This window comes from Pseudomonas sp. R2-60-08W, assembly GCF_003852335.1.
In the GTDB taxonomy this organism is placed as follows: Bacteria; Pseudomonadota; Gammaproteobacteria; order Pseudomonadales; family Pseudomonadaceae; genus Aquipseudomonas.
In genome coordinates, this window is record NZ_CP027731.1 from 1,637,379 (window position 1) to 1,651,884 (window position 14,506).

Consider the following 14,506-nt stretch of genomic DNA (forward strand, 5'->3'; position numbering starts at 1 on the left):
CTCGGCAAACTAGTGGCCTTCTGGAACCCGCGTATTTCCTGGGCTGTAGCGGGGTGGTATTTTTTTGCAAGGGTTTTTTGTTGCCTGTCGCGCATTGCTCAACGGGCAGTCGGGCGACATAATGTAGCCCCTTTTTTCTGCCCCTACATGTGGAAGGTTCCCGTGACTCAGAAGCCCGACCAGTGTCTTGGTGAATGGATCGACCGTGAAGCACTCGCAGAAGCGATGATCCCGCTTATCGGCCAGCTGTACCGCAATAACAATGTGGTGAGCTCGATCTATGGCCGCAGCCTGATCAACCAGTCCGTCATCGCGATTCTCAAGGCTCACCGCTTTGCGCGTCACCGTTCCGCCGACGACAGCGAACTCTCCGTCCACGAAACATTCCCACTGCTCAAGGCCATGAGCGAACTCAAGCTCGGCGCGGCGTCGGTGGACCTGGGCAAGTTGGCGTACAAATTCCGTAAAGAAGGCGCCGGCCGCAGTGCCGAGCAGTTCGTGCGTGAAGAAATGGCCGACGTGGTCGGCCAGCAAAACGCCGCTGCCCGCAAAGGCACCGACGTTGTGCTGTACGGCTTCGGTCGTATCGGCCGTCTGCTGGCGCGCATCCTGATCGAAAAAACCGGCGGCGGCGACGGCCTGCGCCTGCGGGCCATCGTGGTGCGCAAAGGCGCCGAAAACGACCTGACCAAGCGCGCCAGCCTGTTGCGTCGCGACTCGGTCCATGGCCCGTTCAACGGCACCATCGTCATCGACGAAGAAAACAACACCATCACCGCCAACGGTAACCTGATCCAGGTGATCTACGCGAAGAACCCGTCCGAGGTGGATTACACCCAGTACGGCATCAAGGACGCCCTGCTGGTGGACAACACCGGCGTATGGCGTGATGCCGAGGGCCTGGGCCAGCACCTGGCCTGCCCGGGTGTTGACCGTGTTGTGCTGACCGCGCCTGGCAAAGGCAAGCTGAAGAACATCGTGCACGGCATCAACCACACTGAAATCACCGCTGACGACAAGATCGTGTCCGCCGCTTCCTGCACCACCAACGCCATCGTGCCGGTGCTCAAGGCAGTGAACGACAAGTTTGGTATCGTCAACGGCCACGTTGAAACCGTTCACTCGTACACCAACGACCAGAACCTGATCGACAACTTCCACAAAGGCGACCGCCGTGGCCGCAGCGCCGCGCTGAACATGGTGATCACCGAGACCGGCGCCGCCACCGCTGCCGCCAAGGCCCTGCCTGAACTGGCCGGCAAGCTGACCGGTAACGCGATCCGTGTGCCGACGCCAAACGTGTCGATGGCCATTCTCAACCTGAACCTTGAGAAAGCCGCCACCCGTGAAGAGATGAACGAGTACCTGCGCTACATGGCGCTGCACTCCGATCTGCATAAGCAAATCGACTTCGTCAATTCCCAGGAGGTGGTGTCCACCGACTTCGTCGGCTCGCGCCACGCCGGTGTGGTAGACGCCGAAGCGACCATCAGCCAGGACAACCGCGTTGTGCTGTACGTGTGGTACGACAACGAGTTCGGCTACAGCTGTCAGGTGGTTCGCGTGATGGAAGACATGGCTGGGGTTAACCCGCCGGCGTTTCCGCGCTAAGCATCAGCGGTAAATGAAAAAGCCCCGGCTGGTTCGTAATGCTGTTCACTTAAGCATTTGAGCTAAAGCGGGGCTTCCTAGAAAATCCGATGCCAGACCTCTGGCATCGGATTTTTTTATGTCTGTTCAACAGGACCTGCTCGACCTCGGCGACCTTTTCAACTTCTGCGACCTAAGCACTTTCACCCAGAACATCCCCATTGAATGGGTTGCGTCTGCGCTGGATCTATCCAGTCAGGCCACTATTCGTCGGCGTCGCTTGCCCGCCGATCAGGTGCTTTGGTTGGTGCTTGGCATGGCGTTGTTTCGTGATGAGCCTGTCCATGAGGTCGCTAGACGGTTGAACATTTGCGCTCAAGGCCTCGCCTCCGACCACTTGTTGGCCCGAAGCGGCGTCACTGAAGCCCGCAAGCGACTAGGGGCCGATCCCGTTGAGTGGTTATTCCGTAAAACCGGCACTCAATGGGGCTTGGAGCGCTACGACGAGGACGACTGGCACGGTTTGCAGGTCTTCGCGGTGGACGGTGCGCTCTTGCGCACGCCGGACACACCCGAGCTTCGAGATCATTTCGGGTCAGGAAATACGCCCAGTGATCGTCAGACTCCCTTCCCCATGATGCGCTTGGTAGCGCTGATGAACGTGCGTTCGCACTTAATCCTGGATGCACAATTAGGGCCTTACCGGCGCAGTGAAATGCGCTTGGCCGACGAGTTTTTGCAGCAAGTCCCCGACCACTCCGTGACGCTATTCGATAAAGGATTTTGGGGCGCAGAAATGCTGTTGAGCCTGAGTAACACCGGAACCCACCGTCATTGGTTGATTCCCGCCAAAAAAGGCATGGTCTGTGAAGAAGTGATCCGTTACGGCGAGCACGACCGCTTGGTGCGCATGAAGGTCTCACCGCAAGCCAGAAAGAGAAATCCGGCTCTTGGCACCCACTGGGAAGCCCGCGAAGTCAGCTATGAAATCCAAGGCAGATTAAAAACTGTCATGACGTCGTTACCAGCCAACACCTACAGCACCAAGGTCGTTGCCAAACTTTATCAGGAACGCTGGGAAATCGAATTGGGCTTTAGGGATATCAAAAGCTCTATGCAGCAGAATGCCGTGACCTTGCGCAGTAAAAAAATCGACTTGGTCTATCAGGAGGTCTGGGGGCTTTTACTCGCTTACAACGTGATTCGCCGGGAGGCCGGTCAAGCAGCGGTAGCGTTTGGTCGAGCTCCGTCGGACATACGCTTTAAGCCCGTTTGCCAGTATATCGCCGTGCAGTTGATCGTGATGGCGGCAGCCAATCCGGTATCAGCCACAGGCAGACGCTTGGCCGAACTAAGGAAGGGTATCGGCAGCTTGTTTCTGGATCACCGCCCCAGACCTGCAAGGCCGAGGACGGTGAAGATCTCAAAAACCCGATTTCCAGTGGATCGCAATGCTGCTCCGCTTAAGTGAACAGCATTACGGCTGGTTCGGGGCTTTTTTATGCCTGTGGGTTTTGTGGTGCGAGTGAGGGCCTCATCGGGGGCAAGCCCCCTCCCACATTTGAATGTATTCGCAAATCAAACTGTGGGAGGGGGCTTGCCCCCGATAGCGGTAGTCCAGCCACAACTTCAACAACTGACACCATCAGCAAAACAGTTGCCGCATAATGCTCATCCCGAAAGCGACGCTGATTGGCGGCCTGTTAGTATGGCAAGACTGGCCTATGACGCGACCAAGGGTTAATGTGCGCGGCGTTGAGCCTTATATAGACTGTGCCCCGGTTCACACACTTGAGCCAAATTGTCCTTCATGCCCGCTGGCCGCGGCATGATTTAGCCAGGCGTCCAACCGTACGCCTGGCCTGTTCTGAGGAGTACGCATGGCTGTCTACAACTACGACGTGGTGGTACTGGGTTCCGGCCCGGCTGGAGAAGGCGCGGCGATGAACGCTGCGAAGGCAGGGCGCAAGGTGGCGATGGTCGATAGCCGTCGCCAGGTCGGCGGTAACTGCACCCACCTGGGTACCATCCCGTCCAAGGCGTTGCGTCACTCCGTGCGCCAGATCATGCAGTTCAACACCAACCCGATGTTCCGGGCCATCGGCGAGCCGCGCTGGTTCTCGTTTCCGGACGTGTTGAAGAGCGCTGAAAAGGTCATCTCCAAGCAAGTCGCTTCGCGCACCGGCTACTACGCCCGTAACCGCGTCGACCTGTTCTTCGGCACCGGCAGCTTCGCCGACGAGCAAACCGTCGAAGTGGTCTGCGCCAACGGCGTGGTCGAGAAGCTGGTGGCCAAGCACATCATCATCGCCACCGGTTCGCGCCCGTATCGCCCGGCGGACATCGATTTTCACCATCCGCGTATCTACGATAGCGACACCATCCTCAGCCTGGGCCACACCCCGCGCAAACTGATCATCTACGGCGCCGGGGTAATCGGCTGCGAATACGCCTCGATTTTCAGCGGCCTGGGTGTGTTGGTGGAGCTGGTAGACAACCGCGACCAGTTGCTGAGCTTCCTCGACTCGGAAATTTCCCAGGCGTTGAGCTACCACTTCAGCAACAACAACATCACCGTGCGCCACAACGAAGAGTACGAGCGTGTCGAAGGCCTGGATAACGGCGTGATCCTGCACCTCAAGTCCGGCAAGAAGATCAAGGCCGACGCCTTGCTCTGGTGCAACGGGCGTACCGGCAACACCGACAAGCTGGGCATGGAAAATATCGGGGTCAAGGTCAACAGCCGTGGCCAGATCGAGGTGGACGAGAACTACCGCACCTGCGTGCCGAACATCTACGGCGCCGGTGACGTGATCGGTTGGCCAAGCCTGGCCAGCGCCGCCCATGACCAGGGCCGTTCTGCCGCCGGCAGCATTGTCGACAACGGCAGCTGGCGCTACGTGAACGACGTGCCGACCGGGATCTACACCATTCCGGAGATCAGCTCGATCGGCAAGAACGAACACGAACTGACCAAGGCCAAGGTGCCTTACGAAGTGGGCAAGGCGTTCTTCAAGAGCATGGCGCGTGCGCAGATCGCCGGTGAGCCGCAAGGCATGCTGAAGATTCTGTTCCACCGCGAGACCCTGGAAGTGCTCGGCGTGCATTGCTTCGGCTATCAAGCGTCGGAGATCGTGCACATCGGCCAGGCAATCATGAACCAGCCCGGCGAGCAAAATACCCTGAAGTATTTTGTGAACACCACGTTCAACTACCCGACCATGGCTGAAGCCTATCGGGTAGCGGCCTACGACGGCCTCAACCGGCTTTTTTGAGCGGCTCCGGCCGGTGGCCTGAGCCGGCCGGGGAGACCGATTTCAGTAATTCCCGAGGGTGGCAGTGGCCAAACCGGGAAAGTCTGTAATCAGGCTATCTACGCCGAAGTCGGCGAGCCTGCGCATCAGCGCAGGTTCGTTGACTGTCCAAACGGATACGTGCAGGCCCTGGCGCTGGGCTTTTTCCAGCCGCTCGGGGGTGCACAACGTCCAGTTCAATGCCAGGAACTCACAACCGTAGTTCTGCGCGACCTTCAACGGGTCGAGCCAGGCGTATTCGGCCACCAGCCCGCGTGACAGGTCTGGGGTGAGGTCAACCGCCGCTTTCAACACTTCCCGTGAACTTGAGGTCACCGTGACCTTGTCCATCAGGCCAAACCGCACGGCCATCTCGCGGATCGCCAGCACGGTGGTCGCAGCGCGAGTGCGCGAAGCGCTTTTGACTTCCAGTTGCCAGTGATCGAAGTCGCACTGTTCGAACAACTCTTCCAGGCGCGGGATCGGGCATGGGTTGACCCAGCCTGGGCCGCCTTTGCGTGCGTCCATCTTCACCAGGTCCGCCGCCGAATACTCGACGACTTTGCCGCGCCGGTCAGTGGTGCGCTTGAGGGTCGGGTCGTGGATGACCATCAGCTCGCCGTCCATGGACAGGTGCAGATCCAGTTCGCAGCGGCGCACGCCGTGTTTGAGGCATTCCTGAAAGCTGGTCAGGGTGTTTTCCGGTGCTTCGCCTTTGGCACCGCGATGGCCGTAAATCAGGGTCACAATTGCTCCTTTGCGCCAGGCTCGCTGGCGTCGTGAATACGCATTCAGAGTTCGTCGCTTTGTTCTCGCGCCAGGCGACGTTCCTGGGCCTGTTTCTGCAGGATGTAGCGCGCCAGCAGTTGGCGTTGGGCATCGGTCATGGATTCGAACTCCGTGCCCACGTCAAAGCGCTCGCCCTTGGGATCGCAATGGGTGACCCGCGCGCGCAGCAGCAGGCCGAGGGCCTGGGGCATCAGCACCAGCTTGACCGCCAGGTGCGTGTCCGGGGCCAGCGCCACAGGGTGCTGGAAGTCGATGCCGCCTTCGGAAAGGATCACCGGCTGCGGCGCGCCCACCTCGCCGAGCAGCCCGCGAGCCATGACCTGGCTGAGCAGGTCCAGGCGTTTGTTCTGCACTTTGAGGAATGCCGCCAGGCTGCGGTCTTTTTCGTTGATCTGGCGCAGCAGGTGCTGGGCTTCGAATTCGCTGAGGTGCAGTTCACTGAGCAGATTGAACAGCGGCGAATCATCCAGCAACACTTCTTTGCTCGCCGCGTCGGGTGCCGACAGGGGTTTGATTTGGAGTGCGATCATGTCGTCGATACGGTAGTATTCGCGGCGCTCTTCTTCATCTAATGTCGACATGGCGAACCCCAGGTAACGGTAATGGTCTGAGTGTAAAGCTGCTGACCAGACCCCGCCACCGGGACGTCTTCTTTTCCTCCGAACAAGCCCCGACATGTTCAGACCTCTCTTCGTATTTATTGGCACGCGTTATACCCGTGCAAAGCGCCGCAATCATTTTGTGTCGTTCATTTCCCTGACCTCGATGATCGGTCTCGCCCTGGGCGTGGTCGTGATGATCGTGGTGCTGTCGGTGATGAACGGCTTCGATCATGAGATGCGCACCCGCGTGCTGGGCATGGTGCCCCACGCGACCATCGAGGGCGACGCGCCCATCAGTGACTGGCAAAGCCTGGCCGCCAAGGTCAAGCAGAACCCCAAGGTGCTGGCCGTTGCGCCGTTTACCCAAATGCAAGGGCTGCTGACCAACGACGGCAAGGTGCAGAAAATCCTGCTCAATGCCGTCGACCCGGCCCAGGAGCGCAACGTCTCGATCATCGACAAGTTCATGTTGCAGGGCAAACTCGACGATCTGGCGCCCGGCAGCTTCGGCATCGTCATCGGCGACAAGGCCGCTGCCAAGCTTGGTGTGGGCGTCGGCGACAAGCTGACCTTCGTTGCGCCGGAGGTCACCGTGACCCCGGCCGGCATGTTCCCGCGCATGAAGCGTTTTACCGTGGTCGGCACCTTCCACGTCGGCGCCGGCGAGATCGACGGCTACCTCGGCTTGACCAACCTCACGGACCTGGCGCGCCTGCATCGCTGGCAGCCGGACCAGGTGCAGGGCCTGCGCCTGAAGTTCAACGACCTGTTCGAGGCACCGCGCGGCGCCTGGGAAATCGCCCAGCACCTGGGCGAATCGCAGTATTACGCCCGCGACTGGACCCGCACCCACGGCAACCTGTACCAGGCCATCCGCATGGAAAAAGCCATGATTGGCCTGTTGCTGTTGCTGATCGTCGCCGTGGCCGCCTTCAACATCATCTCCACGCTGGTGATGGTGGTGAATGACAAGAAGGGCGACATCGCTATCCTGCGCACCCTCGGCGCCACGCCGGGGCAGATCATGGCGATCTTCATGGTGCAAGGCACGGTGATCGGCGTGGTCGGCACCCTGATCGGCACCGCCTTGGGGATTCTGGCCGCACTGAATGTCAGCGCCGCCATCGCCTTGCTTGAAAAAGTGCTCGGCCACAAGTTTCTCAACGCCGACGTCTACTTCATCGACTACTTGCCGTCTCAGGTTCAGGCCCAGGACGTGTTGATGGTGGGCGGCGCCGCGTTGGTCCTGAGTTTCCTTGCCACCCTGTATCCAGCCTGGCGCGCGGCACGCACCCAGCCCGCACAGGCATTACGTTATGAGTGAATCGGGCATGAGTGAAAAAGCAATCCTGAGCTGCCGCAACCTGGGCAAATCCTACGAGGAAGGCCCTGAATCCGTGGTGGTGCTGGCCAACCTGCAGCTTGAACTCCATCCGGGGGAGCGCGTGGCGATCGTCGGCAGTTCCGGTTCCGGCAAAAGTACCTTGCTCAACCTGTTGGGCGGCCTCGATACGCCGTCCCAGGGCAGCGTGTGGCTGGCCGGTGAAGAGCTGTCCGCCTTGAATGAAAAGGCGCGCGGCCAACTGCGCAACCGTTCGCTGGGTTTCGTGTATCAATTCCACCACCTGTTACCGGAATTCACCGCCCTGGAAAACGTGTGCATGCCGCTGTTGATCGGCAAGACCGCGATTCCGGAGGCGCGCCAGCGTGCCACGGCCTTGCTGGAGCGCGTCGGCCTGGGCCATCGTCTGGAGCACAAACCGGCCGAGCTGTCCGGCGGCGAGCGCCAGCGCGTGGCAATTGCCCGTGCCCTGGTGAACAACCCAGGCCTGGTGATGCTCGATGAGCCCACCGGTAACCTCGACTCCCACACGGCCCAGGGCATCAAGGACTTGATGCTGGAACTGAGCACCCAGATGCGCACCGCGTTCCTGGTGGTGACCCATGACATGAGCATGGCCCGTCAGATGGACCGTGTACTGCACTTGCAGGAAGGTCATCTGGTCGCTATCTGACCTGTTGCAAGCCCGTTTTTTTGAAACCGGGCTTTTTCATTTTTTCAACGGTGCCCGCGAATGTTCAGACCGTTATCGATTTTTATCGGCACGCGCTATACCCGCGCCAAGCGCCGCAACCGTTTTGTCTCGTTTATCTCGATGACCTCGATGATCGGCCTCGCCCTGGGCGTGTTGGCGATGATCGTGGTGCTTTCGGTGATGAACGGCTTCCAGCGCGAAATGAGCTCGCGCATCCTCGGCATGGTGCCCCACGCCACCATCGTGGGCGTGAACCCGATCGATGACTGGCAGCCGGTGGCCGCTGCTGCAATGAAGAACCCGCAGGTCACGGCAGCGGTACCGTTCACCCAGATGGACGGTATGTTCTCCTACAAGGGTGCGATGCAGCCGATTGAGATCAACGGCGTCGACCCGGCCCAGGAAGGCAAGGTGTCGATCGTGGCCCAGCATATCGTGCGCGGCAAACTGGAAGACTTGAAAGCCGGCGAGTTCGGCGTGGTGATTGGCGACATCACCGCGCGTCGCTTTCGCCTGAACGTGGGCGACAAACTGACGTTGATCGTTCCGGAAATCAGCACCGCGCCGGGAGGAATCACCCCGCGCATGCAGCGTTTGAACGTGGTGGGTATCTTCAAGGTAGGCGCCGAGCTGGACGGCTCCATGGCCTTGATCAACAAGGCCGACGCGGCCGAAATCCAGCATTGGCAACCCAACCAGGTGCAGAGCGTACGCCTGGCAGTGACAGACCTGTACGCGGCACCCAAGGTCTCGGCCGACATCGCCGCCAGCCTCGGCGCGGCGTATAAGGCGGACGACTGGACCCACACCCAGGGCAGCCTGTTCAGCGCGATGAAAATGGAAAAGACCATGATCGGCCTGCTGTTGCTGATGATCGTCGCGGTGGCCGCTTTCAACATCATCGCCACCTTGATCATGGTGGTGAACGACAAGGGCGCGGACATCGCGATCCTGCGCACCATTGGCGCCACGCCCCGGCAGATCATGGCGATCTTCATGGTGCAGGGCACGGTGATCGGCGTTGTCGGCACCCTGATCGGCGGCGTGCTGGGGGTGATTGCGGCGCTGAATGTGAGCGAACTGGTGGGCTGGCTGGAGCGGGTGAGCGGGCAGCATATCTTCAGTTCGGATGTGTACTTCGTCAGCAACCTGCCTTCGGAGCTGCAAGGTGGGGATGTGTTGCTGATTTGCTCGGCGGGGTTTGTGTTGAGCTTTCTGGCGACCATTTACCCGGCGTATCGGGCGGCGAAGATCGAGCCGGCGCATGCGCTGAGATATTCGTAGTGTTTGAGACCGCTATCGGGGGCAAGCCCCCTCCCACATTTTGCCCTCATTCTTCCTGCAAATGAGGACCACTGTGGGAGGGGGCTTGCCCCCGATAGGGCCTGCCCAGCCTGCATCAATCCCCCTGGGGCAACTCGATCACAAACCGTGTCCACCCCACCCCGGACTCACAAAAAATTCGCCCCCCATGCGCCCGCACAATCGACTGGGTAATCGCCAACCCCAGCCCCGCGTGTTCGCTGCTGCCTTCATGGCGCGCCGGGTCGGCCCGGTAGAACCGATCGAACAACCGCGGTAACAACTGCGCTGGAATGCCTTCCCCGGTGTTCTCAATCGTGAGTGTCACGCCGTCCACCATGCGTACCCGCACTTCGCCACCCGCTGGCGTAAATCGCAGCGCGTTATCGAGCAGGTTCGACAGCGCCCGACGCAACATACCGCGATCACCCATCGTATGTGCTGTACCTTCTCGCACCAGGCTGACGTGGGCGTCTTCAGCCAGCAACGCAAAAAACTCCAACAACGCCTCCACTTCATCGGCCAGCGCCAAAGGCTCGCGCTTGGGCACCAGCAAACCGTGATCGGCCTTGGCCAGGTACAGCATGTCGTTCACCAACTGCGCCATCCACTGCAGTTCCTCCAGGTTGCTGTGCAGCGCCTCGCGGTAGTCCTCCAAGGGGCGCGGCTGGGTCAGGATGACCTGGGTCTGGGTCAGCAGGTTCGACAGCGGTGTGCGCAACTCGTGGGCGATATCGGCGGAGAAGGCCGAGAGGCGTTGGAACGCGTCGTCCAGCCGGCCCAGCATGGCGTTGAAGGTCTGGGCCAGCTCCGCCAGTTCTGCTGGCATTTGCTGCTGCGGCAAGCGTTGCGTCAGGGAATGCGCGGACACGCCGGCGGCGACTTCACCCATGCGCCGCAATGGCCGCAACCCGCTGCGCGCCGCCCAGGCGCCGAGCAGTGCGGTGGCCAGGGCCGACAGGCCGACGGTCAGCCAGATCAGGCGCTGCATGCGTTGCAGGAAATGCTGGTGATGGGTGATGTCGAGCATCAGGGTCAATTGCGCCGAGCCGGGTTGGCCAGGGTTCAGCGGCGCGTTATACACGCGGTAGGCGGTGCCAGCGTTTTGCAGGCTATGCAGGCCGGGGGCCTCGGGCAACGCCACGCCCGGCGCATCGTCAAGCCAGCGCTGGCCGGCCGCCGTGATGCGCAAGGCGAGGTCGGGTTGATGGCTGAGGTCGGCGCGCAGTTGGGGTTCGCGCTGGGCGAAGGCGTGCGGCGAGTCGACCCCCTGCAGCGTACTGCGCAGCGCCACGAGTTTGCTGTCCAATTGCTGCTGGTCCAGCTCGATGAAGTGCGCCTCGCTGGCATGGTTGAACAGCACGCCGGCCAGCAGCGATACCACTGCGGTGCAGGCGGCAAACAGCAGCGCCAGGCGGCTGGCGAGGGACAAGCGCTTGATCAAGTGAAGCGCTCCTCGAGTACATAGCCCATGCCGCGCACGGTGTGGATCAGCTTGTTGGGAAAGGCGTCATCGACCTTCAGGCGCAGGCGGCGGATCGCCACTTCGATGATGTTAGTGTCGCTGTCGAAATTCATGTCCCACACCTGCGAGGCGATCAGCGATTTAGGCAGCACTTCGCCCTGGCGGCGCAGCAGCAGCTCCAGCAGGGCAAACTCCTTGGCGGTGAGGTCGATACGCTGGCCGCTGCGCTCGACGCGGCGACGGATCAGGTCCAGGCGCAGGTCAGCCAACTGCAGGCTGGTTTCCTGCGGCGCACTGCTGCCGCGCCGTAACAGGCTGCGCACGCGGGCGAGCAATTCGGAAAAGGCAAAGGGCTTGACCAGGTAATCGTCGGCGCCCAGCTCCAGGCCGTGCACGCGATCCGCCACCGCATCGCGCGCGGTGAGGAACAACACCGGAATGTCCAGGCCGGCACTGCGCACCGCTTGCAGGATTTGCCAGCCGTCGCGACCGGGCAGCATCACATCGAGGATCAATAAGTCATAGTCGCCAGTCAGCGCCAGGTGCTGCCCGCTGATACCGTCGGCCACCAGTTCGGTGGTGAACCCGGCTTCGGCCAGGCCCTGGCGCAAATAGTGGCCGGTTTTCGGTTGGTCTTCGACAATCAGCAGTTTCATGGGCGACTCTTGGCAGCGGTGGGCGCCGGGCTTTATACCGTGGGCTTAACGGTAAGGGGGCAACCTGACAAAGTTGTAATCTAGCAGTCAGTTGGCTGGCAGCGAGGCCATCTTAAAGTGCTGGCCAAGCGAGTCACCCCTTTTGGAGAGTCAAAGATGGCGTTGCGTACACCTGTGTTCCTGGCGGGCTGCCTGTTGGCGCTGAGTTTCGATGCCCTGGCCGATGGGGCCCACACCTATGCTTTCGGCCAACCGGCCACTGCGGACAAGGCCACACGCACGGTTGAAGTGACCCTGCAGGACATTTCCTTTTCGCCCAAGTCCCTCGACATCAAGGCCGGTGAGACGGTGCGCTTTGTGCTGGTCAATAAAGGCCGGTTGCTGCATGAGTTCAACCTCGGCGACGCGGCCATGCACGCCGAACACCAGAAGGAAATGTTACAGATGCAGGCCAGCGGCATGCTGACGGCCACCGGTATGGGAGAAATGGACCACAGTAAAATGAACCATGGCGCGATGAAGCACGATGATCCGAACAGTGTGCTGGTCGAGCCCGGCAAAACCGCCGAGCTGACTTGGACATTCTCCAAAGCCACTGACCTTGAGTTCGCCTGTAATCTTCCCGGGCATTACCAGGCGGGCATGGTCGGCAAACTGACCGTTGAGTAAGGCGTTCCTTAAGGGCGCGGGCAAAGGCTGGTAGACTTGTGCGGTTTATTTAGCCAGGTTTTCCGCCATGCATCCCGCAGCCGAACATTCGCCGCTGGGCAAGTCCAGTGAATACATCTCCACTTACACCCCTTCGTTGCTGTTCCCGATCCCTCGCGCCGCCAAGTGGGCCGAGCTGGGCCTGAGCGCCGAGACCCTGCCTTACAAGGGTGTGGATTTCTGGAACTGCTTCGAACTGTCCTGGTTGCTGCCGTCCGGTAAACCGGTGGTGGCCATCGGTGAGTTCAGCATCCCGGCCGACTCGCGGAACATCATCGAGTCCAAGTCCTTCAAGCTGTACCTCAACTCGTTGAACCAGACCGCGTTTGCCGATACGCCGAGTCTGGAAGCCACCTTGCGCGCCGACCTCAGTGCCGCCGCCGGCAAACCGGTGAGCGTGCGCATCCGCAGCCTGGCCGAGATCGAGGCTGAGGGTGTGATGGCGTTGCCGGGTGTGTGCATCGATGATCTGGATATCAACGTCAGCAGCTACGAGCACCCGCGTCCGGAATTGTTGCGCTGTGACGATTCGCGGGTAGTGGAAGAGAGCGTGCACAGCCACCTGCTCAAATCCAACTGCCCAGTCACCAGCCAGCCCGATTGGGGCAGCGTAGTGGTGGAGTACCGTGGCGCGGCGCTGGATCACGCCAGCCTGCTGGAATACCTGGTGAGCTTTCGCCAGCACTCGGACTTCCATGAACAGTGCGTGGAACGTATCTTCCTGGACCTGCAGCGCTTGCTCAAGCCTGAGAAGTTGACTGTGTATGCGCGGTATGTGCGGCGGGGTGGGTTGGATATCAACCCGTATCGCAGCACCGAGGATGTGGCGTTTCAGAACGTACGCCTGGCGCGTCAGTAGCCTTCACGCAAAACAAATGTGGGAGGGGGCTTGCCCCCGATTGCAGGGTTTCAGACACATATGCTGTGGCTGACACGCCGCTATCGGGGGCAAGCCCCCTCCCACATTTTGGATCTGCGCTTGGCTCGCGGGCAGGTTAGATCCCGATATTGCCCAGGGTGATCATGATATTGCGCAAGGTCCCGGAAATGACCGGGTGCTCAGCGTCGAACTCTATGGCCGCTTGATTCACATCGTCGGAAATGCTCGGCGTTTGGGTGGCCGGTTCCAATTCAAGTTGCACTTCGAACTTGGCAATCAATTCCTCCAACGCTTCACGTTTTTCAGGTGACAGCGGTGGCTCCTGTTCCAACTGCCCGCGCAGGATCTCGATCTGCTCTTCCAGCTTTTTGCGATCAGGCATGACGTTCTTTCCTTTTATCGATAGTCACTGGCATAGACCGCGGCACGCCGGGAAAGGTCTACGAACTGCTCTGTAGATTAATCCACTGCGGCCAACCGTGCATGATCCTTGTCAGGGCTTCTCGCCTTTGAGCCGGCGCAGGCGGATGTCGGCCAGGCAGGTGCCGAGTTCACCGAGGTGATCGATCACTGAGTGCACGCCTAATCCATAGAGCGCCACGGTGGCCTTGCCGCGCTTGTGCTCGCGTTCCTTGTCGCTCAGCTCCTGCCACTGCTGCGGCGCGACGCCGCACAGGGAGCCGCAGGAGGCCAGGCCGATGGTCCACAAGCCGGCATTCAGGCCCGATTGCAGCAGGCGGGGCTCGCCGCTGACCAGCACGCAACCGTCCAGGCGTGTGATATTCAGCTCCATCAAGGCCTGCCAGCAGGCATGGGGCGCCGGCCAGCGGATGGCGGAGGGCGAGGCGGCCTTGAGCCAGGCGGGCAGGGTGGCGGCCAGTGGCGTGGTGATCGAGGGCGGCAATTCATCCAGCCAGGCGCAGGGCACGCCCTGTTCCTTCAGGCTGCGCAGAATTTTCAGAGCCCCAGGTGTGGTCTGGGAATCGAGGGAAGGGGAGTCGCTGCGCGCCTGGGAACCGAAATCCACCAGGCAGCCACTCAAACCAAACAACACGGCAGTCAACGCGGGGGCAGTGGTGACGGCTATCTCGGCATGCGGCATCTGAACGTCCCTGAAATAGTTACAACGCTATCGGGGTGGCATGACAAGTGGATGACACAGGTGGGTATTTGTAGGAATTTTGT

14 protein-coding genes are annotated in these 14,506 nt (G+C 60.6%); 8 read left to right on the plus strand and 6 right to left on the minus strand.

Annotated features, from left to right (window positions below; translation table 11 throughout):
• Positions 1 to 147 precede the first annotated feature (147 nt).
• The 3 genes from C4J90_RS07415 (at position 148) to sthA (ending at position 4,865) form a co-directional block, all read left to right on the plus strand.
• Complete coding sequence (locus C4J90_RS07415) at positions 148 to 1,611, plus strand: glyceraldehyde-3-phosphate dehydrogenase (RefSeq protein WP_124361805.1); 1,464 nt, start codon at positions 148 to 150, stop codon at positions 1,609 to 1,611.
• A 118-nt stretch (positions 1,612 to 1,729) separates the two neighbouring features.
• Positions 1,730 to 3,061 (plus strand): IS4 family transposase, encoded by a 1,332-nt coding sequence (locus C4J90_RS07420; protein WP_124361991.1) that lies wholly within the window; start codon positions 1,730 to 1,732, stop codon positions 3,059 to 3,061.
• A 409-nt stretch (positions 3,062 to 3,470) separates the two neighbouring features.
• On the plus strand, positions 3,471 to 4,865 hold the full coding sequence (gene sthA / locus C4J90_RS07425; RefSeq protein ID WP_003189670.1) for a Si-specific NAD(P)(+) transhydrogenase: 1,395 nt from the start codon (positions 3,471 to 3,473) through the stop codon (positions 4,863 to 4,865).
• A gap of 42 nt (positions 4,866 to 4,907) precedes the next feature.
• Here sthA and C4J90_RS07430 read toward each other — a convergent pair whose 3' ends face one another.
• Positions 4,908 to 5,630: a glycerophosphodiester phosphodiesterase family protein gene (locus tag C4J90_RS07430; protein ID WP_124361806.1), complete on the minus strand. Its 723-nt coding sequence runs from the start codon at positions 5,628 to 5,630 to the stop codon at positions 4,908 to 4,910.
• 44 nt (positions 5,631 to 5,674) lie between these two features.
• Entirely contained in the window at positions 5,675 to 6,253 is a 579-nt protein-coding gene (locus tag C4J90_RS07435) for a PilZ domain-containing protein (protein WP_124361807.1), read from the minus strand.
• A gap of 94 nt (positions 6,254 to 6,347) precedes the next feature.
• Between C4J90_RS07435 and C4J90_RS07440 the strand changes: the two genes are divergently transcribed.
• The 3 genes from C4J90_RS07440 to C4J90_RS07450 are packed head-to-tail and all read left to right on the plus strand — an operon-like array spanning position 6,348 to position 9,594.
• Entirely contained in the window at positions 6,348 to 7,598 is a 1,251-nt protein-coding gene (locus tag C4J90_RS07440) for a lipoprotein-releasing ABC transporter permease subunit (protein ID WP_124366280.1), read from the plus strand.
• Between the two features lie 7 nt (positions 7,599 to 7,605).
• Positions 7,606 to 8,289, plus strand: coding sequence for a lipoprotein-releasing ABC transporter ATP-binding protein LolD (lolD, locus tag C4J90_RS07445; RefSeq protein ID WP_164484517.1), 684 nt, complete (start codon positions 7,606 to 7,608; stop codon positions 8,287 to 8,289).
• A 60-nt stretch (positions 8,290 to 8,349) separates the two neighbouring features.
• Positions 8,350 to 9,594: a lipoprotein-releasing ABC transporter permease subunit gene (locus tag C4J90_RS07450; RefSeq protein WP_124366282.1), complete on the plus strand. Its 1,245-nt coding sequence runs from the start codon at positions 8,350 to 8,352 to the stop codon at positions 9,592 to 9,594.
• A 115-nt stretch (positions 9,595 to 9,709) separates the two neighbouring features.
• Here the strand turns inward: C4J90_RS07450 and C4J90_RS07455 are convergent, their stop codons facing one another.
• A complete protein-coding gene (locus tag C4J90_RS07455) occupies positions 9,710 to 11,056 on the minus strand; it encodes a heavy metal sensor histidine kinase (RefSeq protein ID WP_124419523.1) in 1,347 nt (448 codons plus the stop codon).
• On the minus strand, positions 11,053 to 11,733 hold the full coding sequence (locus tag C4J90_RS07460) for a heavy metal response regulator transcription factor (RefSeq protein ID WP_124370042.1): 681 nt from the start codon (positions 11,731 to 11,733) through the stop codon (positions 11,053 to 11,055). The genes C4J90_RS07455 and C4J90_RS07460 overlap by 4 nt, the downstream gene beginning before the upstream one ends.
• A gap of 156 nt (positions 11,734 to 11,889) precedes the next feature.
• Between C4J90_RS07460 and C4J90_RS07465 the strand changes: the two genes are divergently transcribed.
• Both C4J90_RS07465 and queF read left to right on the plus strand, forming a co-directional pair.
• Positions 11,890 to 12,402, plus strand: coding sequence for a plastocyanin/azurin family copper-binding protein (locus C4J90_RS07465; RefSeq protein ID WP_124419524.1), 513 nt, complete (start codon positions 11,890 to 11,892; stop codon positions 12,400 to 12,402).
• A gap of 67 nt (positions 12,403 to 12,469) precedes the next feature.
• A complete protein-coding gene (gene queF, locus C4J90_RS07470) occupies positions 12,470 to 13,300 on the plus strand; it encodes an NADPH-dependent 7-cyano-7-deazaguanine reductase QueF (RefSeq protein ID WP_124419525.1) in 831 nt (276 codons plus the stop codon).
• A 136-nt stretch (positions 13,301 to 13,436) separates the two neighbouring features.
• Here the strand turns inward: queF and C4J90_RS07475 are convergent, their stop codons facing one another.
• On the minus strand, positions 13,437 to 13,703 hold the full coding sequence (locus tag C4J90_RS07475; protein WP_124370045.1) for a DUF4404 family protein: 267 nt from the start codon (positions 13,701 to 13,703) through the stop codon (positions 13,437 to 13,439).
• Positions 13,704 to 13,814: 111 nt separating this feature from the next.
• Positions 13,815 to 14,423, minus strand: coding sequence for an HAD family phosphatase (locus C4J90_RS07480; protein WP_124414131.1), 609 nt, complete (start codon positions 14,421 to 14,423; stop codon positions 13,815 to 13,817).
• Positions 14,424 to 14,506: the final 83 nt, after the last annotated feature.

Excerpts from the sequence above, each read along its gene's own strand:
- C4J90_RS07435 (WP_124361807.1), bottom strand. The coding sequence starts at position 6,253 with ATGTCGACATTAGATGAAGAAGAGCGCCGCGAATACTACCGTATCGAC.
- queF (WP_124419525.1), top strand. The coding sequence starts at position 12,470 with ATGCATCCCGCAGCCGAACATTCGCCGCTGGGCAAGTCCAGTGAATAC.
- C4J90_RS07420 (WP_124361991.1), top strand. The coding sequence starts at position 1,730 with ATGTCTGTTCAACAGGACCTGCTCGACCTCGGCGACCTTTTCAACTTC.
- C4J90_RS07465 (WP_124419524.1), top strand. The coding sequence starts at position 11,890 with ATGGCGTTGCGTACACCTGTGTTCCTGGCGGGCTGCCTGTTGGCGCTG.
- lolD (WP_164484517.1), top strand. The coding sequence starts at position 7,606 with ATGAGTGAAAAAGCAATCCTGAGCTGCCGCAACCTGGGCAAATCCTAC.
- C4J90_RS07450 (WP_124366282.1), top strand. The coding sequence starts at position 8,350 with ATGTTCAGACCGTTATCGATTTTTATCGGCACGCGCTATACCCGCGCC.
- C4J90_RS07415 (WP_124361805.1), top strand. The coding sequence starts at position 148 with ATGTGGAAGGTTCCCGTGACTCAGAAGCCCGACCAGTGTCTTGGTGAA.
- sthA (WP_003189670.1), top strand. The coding sequence starts at position 3,471 with ATGGCTGTCTACAACTACGACGTGGTGGTACTGGGTTCCGGCCCGGCT.
- C4J90_RS07475 (WP_124370045.1), bottom strand. The coding sequence starts at position 13,703 with ATGCCTGATCGCAAAAAGCTGGAAGAGCAGATCGAGATCCTGCGCGGG.
- C4J90_RS07460 (WP_124370042.1), bottom strand. The coding sequence starts at position 11,733 with ATGAAACTGCTGATTGTCGAAGACCAACCGAAAACCGGCCACTATTTG.
- C4J90_RS07480 (WP_124414131.1), bottom strand. The coding sequence starts at position 14,423 with ATGCCGCATGCCGAGATAGCCGTCACCACTGCCCCCGCGTTGACTGCC.
- C4J90_RS07440 (WP_124366280.1), top strand. The coding sequence starts at position 6,348 with ATGTTCAGACCTCTCTTCGTATTTATTGGCACGCGTTATACCCGTGCA.